Annotated in this window: 12 protein-coding genes; 4 read left to right on the forward strand and 8 right to left on the reverse strand. The window is 72.8% G+C overall.

Annotation, left to right across the window (positions count from 1 at the left end; all coding sequences use genetic code 11):
• Positions 1-4 precede the first annotated feature (4 nt).
• From Aiant_RS10240 to Aiant_RS10250, 3 genes are all read right to left on the reverse strand, one after another.
• Complete coding sequence (locus Aiant_RS10240) at positions 5-220, reverse strand: hypothetical protein (protein WP_189333439.1); 216 nt, start codon at positions 218-220, stop codon at positions 5-7.
• Positions 213-623: a hypothetical protein gene (locus Aiant_RS10245; RefSeq protein WP_189333438.1), complete on the reverse strand. Its 411-nt coding sequence runs from the start codon at positions 621-623 to the stop codon at positions 213-215. Before Aiant_RS10245 ends, Aiant_RS10240 begins: the two co-directional genes overlap by 8 nt.
• 112 nt (positions 624-735) lie before the next feature.
• Positions 736-873, reverse strand: a complete 138-nt coding sequence (locus Aiant_RS10250) for a hypothetical protein (protein WP_189333437.1) — start codon at positions 871-873, stop codon at positions 736-738.
• 279 nt (positions 874-1,152) lie between these two features.
• Here Aiant_RS10250 and Aiant_RS10255 point away from each other — a divergent pair, with 279 nt between their 5' ends.
• The 3 genes from Aiant_RS10255 to Aiant_RS10265 all read left to right on the forward strand — a co-directional run bounded on the left by Aiant_RS10255 (position 1,153) and on the right by Aiant_RS10265 (position 3,133).
• On the forward strand, positions 1,153-1,971 hold the full coding sequence (locus Aiant_RS10255) for a GntR family transcriptional regulator (RefSeq protein WP_189333436.1): 819 nt from the start codon (positions 1,153-1,155) through the stop codon (positions 1,969-1,971).
• 103 nt (positions 1,972-2,074) lie between these two features.
• Positions 2,075-2,605 (forward strand): GNAT family N-acetyltransferase, encoded by a 531-nt coding sequence (locus tag Aiant_RS10260; protein WP_212847036.1) that lies wholly within the window; start codon positions 2,075-2,077, stop codon positions 2,603-2,605.
• Between the two features lie 132 nt (positions 2,606-2,737).
• The gene (locus tag Aiant_RS10265; RefSeq protein WP_189333434.1) at positions 2,738-3,133 is read left to right on the forward strand and encodes a DUF6292 family protein; all 396 of its coding nucleotides are present in this window, start codon (positions 2,738-2,740) and stop codon (positions 3,131-3,133) included.
• A 216-nt stretch (positions 3,134-3,349) separates the two neighbouring features.
• Here the strand turns inward: Aiant_RS10265 and Aiant_RS10270 are convergent, their stop codons facing one another.
• Genes Aiant_RS10270 through Aiant_RS10290 form a run of 5 tightly spaced genes read right to left on the reverse strand, consistent with a single transcriptional unit; the run spans position 3,350 to position 9,001 of the window.
• Positions 3,350-4,315 carry an ornithine cyclodeaminase family protein gene (locus Aiant_RS10270; RefSeq protein WP_189333433.1) on the reverse strand — a complete coding sequence of 322 codons (966 nt, stop codon included), beginning with the start codon at positions 4,313-4,315 and terminating at the stop codon, positions 3,350-3,352.
• Positions 4,316-4,348: 33 nt separating this feature from the next.
• Entirely contained in the window at positions 4,349-5,266 is a 918-nt protein-coding gene (locus Aiant_RS10275; RefSeq protein ID WP_189333432.1) for an ABC transporter permease, read from the reverse strand.
• The gene (locus Aiant_RS10280) at positions 5,263-6,312 is read right to left on the reverse strand and encodes an ABC transporter permease subunit (RefSeq protein WP_189333431.1); all 1,050 of its coding nucleotides are present in this window, start codon (positions 6,310-6,312) and stop codon (positions 5,263-5,265) included. Before Aiant_RS10280 ends, Aiant_RS10275 begins: the two co-directional genes overlap by 4 nt.
• Positions 6,309-8,021, reverse strand: a complete 1,713-nt coding sequence (locus tag Aiant_RS10285) for an ABC transporter ATP-binding protein (protein ID WP_212847040.1) — start codon at positions 8,019-8,021, stop codon at positions 6,309-6,311. The genes Aiant_RS10280 and Aiant_RS10285 overlap by 4 nt, the downstream gene beginning before the upstream one ends.
• Positions 8,018-9,001, reverse strand: a complete 984-nt coding sequence (locus Aiant_RS10290) for a BMP family ABC transporter substrate-binding protein (protein ID WP_189333430.1) — start codon at positions 8,999-9,001, stop codon at positions 8,018-8,020. The genes Aiant_RS10285 and Aiant_RS10290 overlap by 4 nt, the downstream gene beginning before the upstream one ends.
• Positions 9,002-9,144: 143 nt before the next feature.
• Here Aiant_RS10290 and Aiant_RS10295 point away from each other — a divergent pair, with 143 nt between their 5' ends.
• Positions 9,145-9,852, forward strand: coding sequence for a GntR family transcriptional regulator (locus Aiant_RS10295; RefSeq protein WP_189333429.1), 708 nt, complete (start codon positions 9,145-9,147; stop codon positions 9,850-9,852).
• Positions 9,853-9,863: the final 11 nt, after the last annotated feature.

Consider the following 9,863-nt stretch of genomic DNA (forward strand, 5'->3'; position numbering starts at 1 on the left):
CTCCTCATCGGCGCCGGCCACGGGACGCCTGGAACGCGATGAGCGTTAGCGCGGACGCGATGGTCAGCGTGGCCGCGATGACGGTGAGCGCGTCGCGGCCGAGACTGACCACGATCGCCGCGACCGAGGCCAGCGCGGTCGCCGAGAGCAGCGCGATGGCGAGACCGGGTCGCTGCACGCCGTGGTGATCTTTCGCCGGCGGCGGTTCGGGGTCAGCCATAGATCTTCACCCCGGCGGCCACAGCACTGAGCAGGATAAGGCTCGCCACACCGTTGGCAGCCCAGATCCACCACCAGCCCTTGATCCTCGCATCCTGGTCATAGGCCACCATCTTCAAGCCGTAGGGCATCACGCTGAACCCGAAGAAGAGCACCCCCACCGCGACCACGGCCTGCGGCAGGGGCACGTCTTTCGTCGTGTCCCGGGCTGCCGCCACCACCGAGCCCACCAGCGCGAAGGTGGCGGCGACAACCCAGTCGGTCCACCAGAGCGCGTCTTCCATCTCGAGGCCGGTACGCCGACCCTTGCGCGGCGTCCGGGAAATGAGCTTGAGCCACACTTGCAGCACCGCCGTGCCCGCGGCGACCGCCGCGGTGATCAGAAAGACCCGCAGTGCGATCACCCCCGGTCGACCGACACGGCTCGATGTCTGTCGATCGTCGCAGAGTCACCGCCGAGAACCAATCCTTCATCCGGATGTCTGCGGCTCGCAGTCGGCTCTCCGACAGCAGTGCTCAGCAGGGCCAGACCGCGCGGACGAAAACCGCCGCGGAGGTCAGCAACATCGCGGCGGAGAGCATCAGGTAGATGATCCACATCCGCCGCCGGCACGCCGGGCAGGACTCGCCCTGACCAGCGCTCGGGTGCGTCATGACCGGGATCCTTCCGTTGAAACCAGGGCGTTTCGCCACGAGCCGGCCGGGCGCGACGCGCCTGAGACGAGGTGGCTGATACGGATGAAACCTTCAGGCGGAACGGCTAGACTCATCTGGGTTAGGTAGCTGATACCAAACATCCCAACCTCCCCAATGATTATCGAGAGTACCCGGTCGCTAGCCACTCGTAAACCGACTGGGACCTGACATCCCAACCACACGCCTGATACCGTCCCGTGGACTCATCCCAACCTCGTGCTGACCGGGAGGCGACCGATGGCCGAGCCGATGTACAAGCAGATCGCCGAGGATCTCCGGCGCCAGATCGACAGCGGCGAGCTCGAACCGGGCGCCAAACTGCCCACGGAGCTGGAGCTGCGCGAGAGGTTCAACAACGCCTCACGCAACACCGTGCGGGACGCGATCCGCTCGCTGACCACCCGGGGCCTGGTGATCACCCGACCCGGTCAGGGCACCTTCGTGACCGACCGGATCGACCCGTTCCAGATCACCCTCTCCACCGACACCGAGTCCGGCCTGGGCGGCGGTGAGGGCATCGCGTACCGGTCGGCCGCCCTGGCCCAGCAGCGCAAACCGGAGGCCAGCACACCGCGGGTGGAGATCCAGACGGCCACCGGGGTAGCCCTTCGCGAGTTGCAGCTCCCCGTCAAGGCCCAGGTGGTCTGCCGGCATCAGGTGCTGACCATCGACAAGAAGCCGTGGTCGATGCAGACCTCGTTCTACCCGATCGAGTTCGTGCCGAAGGCTCCGTTGCTGATCCAGGCGGTCGACATCGAGCAGGGCACGGTGCGGTATGTCGCCGAGACGCTCGGCTTCGAGCAAGCCGGTTACCGCGACCAGGTGAGCGCCCGCCCGCCCAACGAGGGCGAGATCGCCTTCTTCAAACTGCCGGAGGTCGGCGTTTCGGTGATCGAGACGATCCGGACGGCATACGAACGATCCGGCCTGCCGATCCGGTGCACCGTCACGGTCTGGCCGGCCGACCGCAACCGCCTCGTCTACAACATCGGCGACGTGCCGAAGGAGATCACCTCTCCGGCGCCCCTCGGCGAGAACGGCGACGCCACTCCGTAACCCGGAAACCCCCCTCGCAGCACCGCACTCCCCGTCATCGGCCGGCTCCCCCGCCCACGGTCGCCGGTGGCGCGGGCTCCACCGGCAGAAACGAATGGGAGTCATGGTCCACCACGCACTCAGCGAGCCGCGCACCGCGACCCGCGACGATTTCCAAGGCCTCGTCGACCTGATCGACGCCCGGGCGGAATGGCTCCGTACCAAGGACACCGACCAATGGCTCAAACCCTGGCCCACCAGAGAGGCGCGCGACGCCCGGGTCAAGCAGGGCCTGGCGGACGAGGCGACGTTCGTCGTCTGCGACCAGGCCACCGGCGCCCTGGCGGCGACGGTGACCCTGCGGCAGACGGGCGCGGACTTCCTGTGGACGGAGGACGAGCGGAAGGAGCCCGCCGCCTATCTCCACCGGCTGGTCGTGGCTCGCGCCCATGCGGGCCGGGGTCTGGGCGCGGCCCTGATCGACTGGGCGACCCGGCGGGCGGTGGACACCTACGGCGCGCGGTGCACGCGCATCGACGTGTGGGGGACCAACGACGGTCTGCACGGCTACTACAAGAACATCGGCTTCGACTTCGTCCGCTACGCCAATGTCCCCTATCCATCGAACGCGCTTTTCCAGCGAAACGTCACGTGACGCAAATATAGATCGATGGTATTGGATTTCAGTATCCACGCGGTTCTTCCATTAAGTCGCTTCAGATACGCACGGTGACCTGATCCGACTTCTGCGTGAGAATCCACGAAGACGTCTAGAAGGGACGGCGACGTGGCTGACGAACGCATGCCCAGCGCACACCCGGATCCGTTGCTCGACCGGCTTCGCCCCTACCTCACCGACACGGTGGCGGCGTTGATCGCGGCCGGCTACCACGTTCAGGGCAGTTGGCTGGACCCACGGAACCCGCGCGACGCGACGATCCGGCTGGACGGTGGCACCGCCCTGGTGTGGGACGAGGAGGCCGGCTGGCGCCGGGGACTGTTCCTGGGCGGCGCCCCAGGCCTGCGGACCCGGTTGGACCGCGTCGCATGGCTCGGCGCCGAGGTCCTTCCCGACCCTCGCGCGGTCGCGCACCTGGCCGCACACGACCGCGAGCGCCGCTTCCGCTCCTGCCAGGACCTCTGCGACGGGTTCGACGACCACTTGCGGACCCGGCACGGCTGAGACCGCTTCGCAGACCCGATTGACGGTACGCCCGGAGCACTCCCCGCAGCGCTCAGCGGCGCAGGTGGAGGTCGCGGAGCAGGGCCGGCTCGGCCCCGTGGTGAAGCACCTCACGGTTGTCGTGCCGGATCAGCCCGGCCGTGGAGTGCTCCGCCCACGGACCCCTCGGCCGGGCATGACGGTCCCCGCGGTGGCCGTGCCTGCCGGGCTGTGCGGTCAACCCGCCAGGTCGAGGCGCGTGCCGAGGTCACGGCGGGTCGCCTCGGTGATCAGCAGGTGCGCGGTGGCCAGATCCTGCAGGCCGACGCCGACCGAGTTGAAGAGCGTGACCTGGTCCGCGGACTGACGGCCGGGAGCGTGCCCGGCCAGCACGGCACCGAGCTCCACCCCGAAGTGGCCGGCGGTCACGGCGCCGTCGGCGATGGCCTGGACCGCCTCGCCGGACTCGTGCAGCGCGGTGGCCGAGGAGTCGACGATCACCCGGGCGCGGGCGATGCCGGCGGCGTCGATCTCGCGGTGGTCCGGGCGGGGCGGCGCGCCCACCGCGTTGACGTGCAGGCCGGGCAGGAACCAGTCGCCGTGGACCAGCGGATGGCGGGACGGTGTCAGCGTGCAGAGGACGTCGGCCGCGAGCGTGACGTCGCGGGGCCCGGACAGCACCTCCGCGGGCAGACCCAGGTCGCCGGTGATCCGGTCGGCCAGCGCGGCGGCCTTGGCCGGGGTGCGGCCCCACAGGACGACCCGGTCGAAGTCGCGGACCGCGCCGAGTGCCTGGGCGTGTGCCCAGGCCAGCGGGCCGGCGCCGAGCAGGCCGAGCACCCGGGAGTCCGGGCGGGACAGGGCCCGGGTGGCGACCGCGGTGGCGGCGGCCGTGCGGAACCGGGTCAGCGCGGCACCGTCGATCAGGGCGGCGCAGGCGCCGGAGCCGGCGTCGACGGCCAGGACGGTGGAGCGCTGGCGGTTGCCCGGGAGGTCGGCGAGGAGTTTGACACCGGCCAGGCCGAGCGGGGCGGAGGCGGCGGTCATCGCGAGGAAGGTGGCGTCGCCGAGGCGGGCGGCGGCCGGTGCGGGAAGGGCGGCGCGGCCGTGGGCCAGGTCCAGGTGGGCCCGTTCGACCGCGGCGATGACGTCCTCGCAGCGGAGCAGCGCGAGCACGTCGGAGCGGGTCAGGATGAGGGTCATGGCGCTCCCAAGTCGTAGAACGTCCGGCTGGGGTCAACGGGCGAAAGGGACGGTCAGGGCGGAGGGGGCGAGGCTGCGACCCACCAGGCCGCTGACGGCCAGGAGGGCGATCACGTACGGGAGGGTGACCAGGAGGGCGGCCGGGACGTGCAGGCCGAGAGCCGGGGGGGCGAACGGCAGGGACTGGGCGATGCCGAAGAAGACGCAGGCGAGCATCGTGGGCCAGGGGCGCCAGCGGCCGGCGATCACGGCGACCACGGCCAGGTAGCCGATGCCGCCGGTGATGTTGTCACTGAACGTGTGCACTTCGGCGAGGGCGAGGTCGGCGCCGGCCAGCCCGGCGGTGAGGCCGGTGAGCAGGATCGCGGCGTGCCGGACCCGGCGTACCGGAAGGCCGAAGCGGTCCGCGATGACCGCGTCCTCGCCGACCGCGTCGATCGTGAGCCCGGCGGAGAATCTGCGGCCGAGGCCGAAGGCGAGGCCGATGGCCAGGGCGAACGCCAGGTAGCCGAGCGGCGTCTGGTCGAACAGCGCGGGCCCGAGCAGCGGGATCCGGGACAGCAGCGGGATGGCGGCCGGGCCGAAACCGGGCAGGCTGCCGGCGGCACCGTCCGCGAACAGCAGCCGGGCGCCGTAGGTGGTCGCGCCGAGGGCGAGGGCGTTCGCGGTGATGCCGGTGACGATCTGATCGGCACGCAGGGTGACGCTGAGCAGCGCTTGCAGGGCGGCGACGAGCAGGCCGGCGACCAGGGCGCACCCCACGCCGACCAGGGCGCTGCCGGAGGTCATCGCCCCGGCCGCGCCGGCGAACGCGCCGGTCAGCATCATCGCCTCGACGCTGAGGTTGAGGACACCGGCGCGTTCGCTGACGAGCTCGCCGGCCGAGGCGAGCAGCAGCGGCGCGGCGAGCCGCACGCCCCCGGCGAGGACCTCTTCGAGGACGGCGCTCATCGGGTGTCCCTCGACCGGGTCCACAGCATGGCGGCCGCGATCAGCAGGACCAGCAGGCTCTGCACCACCTGAACGGAAGCGGCCGGGACGTTCGCGGCCAGCTGGAGGTTGAGGCCGCCGTTGGCGAGGGCGCCGAAGAGCAGCGCGAGGCCCAGGACGGCGGTGAGCGAACCGCGGGCGAGCAGGCCGACGACCAGGCCGGCGAAGCCGTATCCCGAGGTGAAGTGCTCGGCGAGCACGTAGGGGGCGGTGCCGATCAGGGCGGCGCCGGCCAGACCGGCGAGGCCGCCGGCGACCGCGAGGCCACCGGCTTCGAGGCGCCCGACCCGCAGCCCGAGCCGGGCCGAGGCAGCCGGCGAGTGACCGATCGCGGTCAGCCGCAGGCCGGTGCCGGTGTGCCGCAGGACCAGCGCGGCGAGCAGCGCGGCGAGCACCGCGAGCGGGACGATCAGGGTGGCGGGTGAGGCGACCGAGCCGATCAGCGGCAGGCGGGCGCCGTCGGGCAGCGGGGCGGACTGCGGGAGCGTCTCGGCCGAGGTGACCGGCTGGCGGAGCAGGGCCTGTTCGTGCACGCTGAGCGCGAGCAGGCCGGCGCCGACGAAGTTCAGCAGCAGCGTGGTGATCACCTCGCTGGTGCCGCGCCGGGCCTTGAGCAGCCCGGCGATCGCGGCCCAGGCGGCGCCGGCGGCGAATCCGGCGGTCAGCACGAGCGGGACGCCGAGCCAGGAGGGCACGCCGGCGGGCAGGGCCAGGCCGGCCGCGGCGCCGGCCACCCCGCCGACGCTGAGCTGGCCCTCGCCGCCGACGTTGACCAGGCCGGCGCGGTGGGCGACGGTGAACCCGACCGCGATCAGGGCGAGCACCGCCGCGGCGTTCAGCGAACTTCCCCTCGCGTACGCCGAGCCGCCCATCCCTTCGGCCAGCGCCCCGGCCGCCGTGCCGGGTGCGGTGCCGGCCCCGGCCGCGAGCAGCAGTCCCACCCCGGCGGCCAGCACGGCCGCGCCCGCGCCGACCACGAGCGGATGCCGGACGACGGTGGCGGTCATGCGGCGGCCTCGCGGTCCGTGCCGAGCATCAGGTGCGCGACCCGGTCGTGGGCGTCCGGATCGGACGTGTCGATCGGAGCGGAGAGCGTCCCGCGGTAGGCCACCACGACCCGATCGCAGAGCGCGAGCAGCTCGCCGAGTTCGCTGGAGACGACCAGCACGGCGACGCCGGACGCGGCGGCCGCCCGGATCCGGGCCAGCACCGCGTCGACCGCGCCGACGTCGAGTCCCCGGGTGGGCTGTGCGGCGGCCAGGCAGACCAGCGGGTCGAGCGCGAGTTCCCGGGCCAGCACCACCTTCTGCTGGTTGCCGCCGGAGAGCGCGGACATCGGGGCGGCCGGGCCGGGCGCGCTGATCCGGTGCCGCGTGATCGTGGCGGTGGCGGCGCGGCGCATGCGGCGGCGGTCCAGCAGCACCCGGAACCGCCGGAACTCGCGCAGCCGTCCGAGGTAGAGGTTGGTCGCCACGTCGAGCGCCGGCACGCAGCCCTCGTGGTGCCGGTCCTCGGGAATCACGCCGAGGCCGGCCGCGGTCCGCCGGGCCGGGGTGGCCCGGGTCAGGTCGGTGCCGGCCAGGGTGACCGTGCCGGTGTCCGGTGACAGGGCGCCACTGAGGACGTGGATCAGCTCGGTCTGGCCGTTGCCCTCGACCCCGGCGACGCCGACGATCTCGCCGGGCGCGACGTCGAGGCTGACCCGGTCGAGGTGGCGGCCCACCGAGATGTCGCGCATCCGGAGGACGGGTTCACCGGGGTGCGGTCTTCCGGGGCTTCCGGTGCTTCCGGTGCTTCCGGTGCTTCCGGTGCGCGCGGGGCCGCGGTTCTCAGGGCTCTGCGTGCGCGCCGGGCCGCGGTTCTCAGGGCTCTGCGTGCGCGCCGGGCCGCGGTTCTCGGGGCTCTGCGTGCGCGCCGGGCCGCGGTTCTCGGGGCTCTGCGTGCGCGCCGGGCCGGGGCTTCCGGTGCGTGCCGCGTCGGCGGCCGGCACGCCGAGGGTGCCGGCGAGGGCCGGGGCGAGGGAGTCCGCGGGCCGGCCGATCATGAGCGGGACCAGCACCGACGGGCTGAGGTCGGTGAGGCCGGCGCCGGCCACCCGGCCGCCGCGCAGCACGGTCGCGGCGTCGGCGACCCGGGACACCTCACCGAGCTTGTGGGTCACCAGGACCACCGCCCGCCCGGCGTCGGCGAGCTTGCGGCAGGTGCCGAGCAGGGCGTCGACCTCGGCCGGCGCCAGGACCCCGGTGGGCTCGTCGAGGATCAGCAGGCGCGGGTCGCGGAGCAGGGCCTTGACGATCTCGACCCGCTGGCGGGCGCCGACCGGGAGGTCACCGGCCCGGGAGCCGGACGGGACCGTGAGGCCGAACTCGTCGCCCAGCCAGGCCAGGCGGGCCGGGAGGTCGCGCAGCCGGAGCAGGCGCAGGTTCTCCCCGACGGTGAGCGTGGGCACCAGGCTGAAGTGCTGGTGGACCATCGCCACCCCGGCGTCCAGGGCGTCCTTCGGGCGGCGGGGGGCATAGGGCGTACCGAAAAGTCGCATCGAACCCGAGGAGACCGCGACCGAACCGCCGACCGCGTGGCAGAGGGTGGATTTTCCGGCGCCGTTCTCGCCGAGCACGCAGTGCACGGTCCCGGCGGCGACGCTGAGGTCGACGCCGTCGAGCGCGCGGACCGCTCCGTAGGCCTTGGTCAGGCCGGTGATCTCCAGGGCGGTCACAGCGTGGTGGTCTTCCCGGACGCCACGTCCGCCTTGATCGCGTCCAGCTTCGCCTGGATCGCCGGGTCGGCGGCGCAGAGCGTGATGTCGTTGTGCGGCTTCGCGGCGCTCAGGCCGAACTTGACGCTCTCCGCCTTCCACGTGTTCGCGGTGAGGTGCTCGACCGCGTACTCGATCTCCGCGCCGATGTCGGTCGTGACAAAGCCGGCATAGGCGGGGTCGCTCCCGCAGTCGTGCGGGATCGGGCCGCCGATCAGCGTGGTCCTCTCCTGCGCGGCGGCCTGCGCCATGCCCTTCTTGCCGAGGTTGACGATCTGGCCGAGCACGTCGGCGCCGGCACTGTAGTCGGCGAGCGCGGACTGCTTGGCCTTGGCCACGTCGTTGAAGTCGCCGACGTACTGCGGGGTCAGCACCTGCACGGCCGGGTCGGCCGCGGCCGCGCCGTTGCCGAACTCCCTGGCCGCGTTCACGATCGCCGGCAGCTCGGCGCCGCCCACGAAGCCGACCTTCTTGGTCTTGCTGAGCAGCGCGGACGCGGCGCCGGCCAGATAGGCGGCCTGGGCCTGCTGCGGGTCGTAGAGGGCGAGGTTGGCGAGCGGTGTGCCGTCGGCCGGGCCGCCGATCTCGACGAACTTCACCTGCGGGAAGCGCGGGGCGACCAGGCGGACCGCGGCGTCGGTCTGGCCGCCGAGCGAGATGACCAGGTCCGCGTTGCTCGCGAAGCGGACCAGGGCGGCCTCGTAGTCGGCGGTGGCGACCTGCTCGGCCTTGCTCAGCGTGACCTTGCCGGCGTGGGTCTGCTCGGCGCGCTGGTAGCCGAGGTACGCGGACTCCATGAACCCGTCGTCGGAGAGGGAGCCGGGGAAGAGGACTCCGACGGTGATCGCGTCGGAGGCGCCGGGTTGGTCGTCGGCGCCGGTCGAGCAACCGGCGACCAGCATGGCGGTGATCAGGGCGAGAAGGGGAACGGTACGCGGCATCGGAACGCCTCCGGGGGGAGTTAGTGGTATACCGTTAAGGAGGACAGTCTCGGAGCGCCCTGTTTCGCGGTTGTTAGCGCGGCGTTAGGTCTCCCCGCATCCGTCTAGGGTGGGAACGCCGTACCGAACAGAGAGGGCGCTTCGTGACATCGCTGCGCGACCGGGCCTATCAGGAGTTACGCCGCCGGATCCTGACCATCGAGCTGGCGCCGGGCGTACGGCTGGTGGAGCGCGACCTGGCCGCGGACCTGGAGGTGTCGCGGATCCCGCTGCGCGAGGCGCTGCGGCTGCTCGAAGCGGACGGCCTGGTGCTCCAGGTGCCGCACCGGGGCGCGCTGGTCGCACCGTTCGGCCCGGCCGACGTGCGGGACCTCTTCGACGTGCGGGAGGCGCTGGAGGCGCTCGCGGCTCGGCTCACGGCGGAGCGGCGGGACGAGGCCGGGCTGGCTCGGCTGCGGGAGCGGCTGGCGGCGGCCCGGGCGGCGACGGCGGCCGGGGACGAGGCCGGGATCGCCGCGGCGAACGCCGGGTTCCACGCGGACATCGTCGAACTGGCGGCGAATCCGCTGCTCAGCGGCCTGATGCGGCCGCTGGAGGCGCGGACGCACTGGCTGTTCCGGCTGACCGCGCAGCGCGACCCGGCGCAGCAGTGCGCGGAGCACGAGGAACTCTACGAGGCGATCGCGGCCGGCGACGTGGAGAAGACGGCGGCACTGGCGCACGAGCACGTGGCCAGCGGCCGGGAGACCAGCCTGCGCCTGGCCGAACAGTGGGCGCACCTGGACGTGGACCCGGCCGCCGTCGCCGCCAAGCGACGCCGGAAACGAACCGGCCCCGCCCTCCCGGGCTGATCGGGTGAGCG

Origin of the sequence: Actinoplanes ianthinogenes (assembly GCF_018324205.1) — a bacterium.
Taxonomy (GTDB): Bacteria; Actinomycetota; Actinomycetes; order Mycobacteriales; family Micromonosporaceae; genus Actinoplanes; species Actinoplanes ianthinogenes.

What these genes read in the sequence shown, in the direction of transcription:
- Aiant_RS10240 (WP_189333439.1), bottom strand. Translation starts at nt 220, where the DNA reads ATGGCTGACCCCGAACCGCCGCCGGCGAAAGATCACCACGGCGTGCAG.
- Aiant_RS10250 (WP_189333437.1), bottom strand. Translation starts at nt 873, where the DNA reads ATGACGCACCCGAGCGCTGGTCAGGGCGAGTCCTGCCCGGCGTGCCGG.
- Aiant_RS10255 (WP_189333436.1), top strand. Translation starts at nt 1,153, where the DNA reads ATGGCCGAGCCGATGTACAAGCAGATCGCCGAGGATCTCCGGCGCCAG.
- Aiant_RS10260 (WP_212847036.1), top strand. Translation starts at nt 2,075, where the DNA reads ATGGTCCACCACGCACTCAGCGAGCCGCGCACCGCGACCCGCGACGAT.
- Aiant_RS10270 (WP_189333433.1), bottom strand. Translation starts at nt 4,315, where the DNA reads ATGACCCTCATCCTGACCCGCTCCGACGTGCTCGCGCTGCTCCGCTGC.
- Aiant_RS10275 (WP_189333432.1), bottom strand. Translation starts at nt 5,266, where the DNA reads ATGAGCGCCGTCCTCGAAGAGGTCCTCGCCGGGGGCGTGCGGCTCGCC.
- Aiant_RS10280 (WP_189333431.1), bottom strand. Translation starts at nt 6,312, where the DNA reads ATGACCGCCACCGTCGTCCGGCATCCGCTCGTGGTCGGCGCGGGCGCG.
- Aiant_RS10290 (WP_189333430.1), bottom strand. Translation starts at nt 9,001, where the DNA reads ATGCCGCGTACCGTTCCCCTTCTCGCCCTGATCACCGCCATGCTGGTC.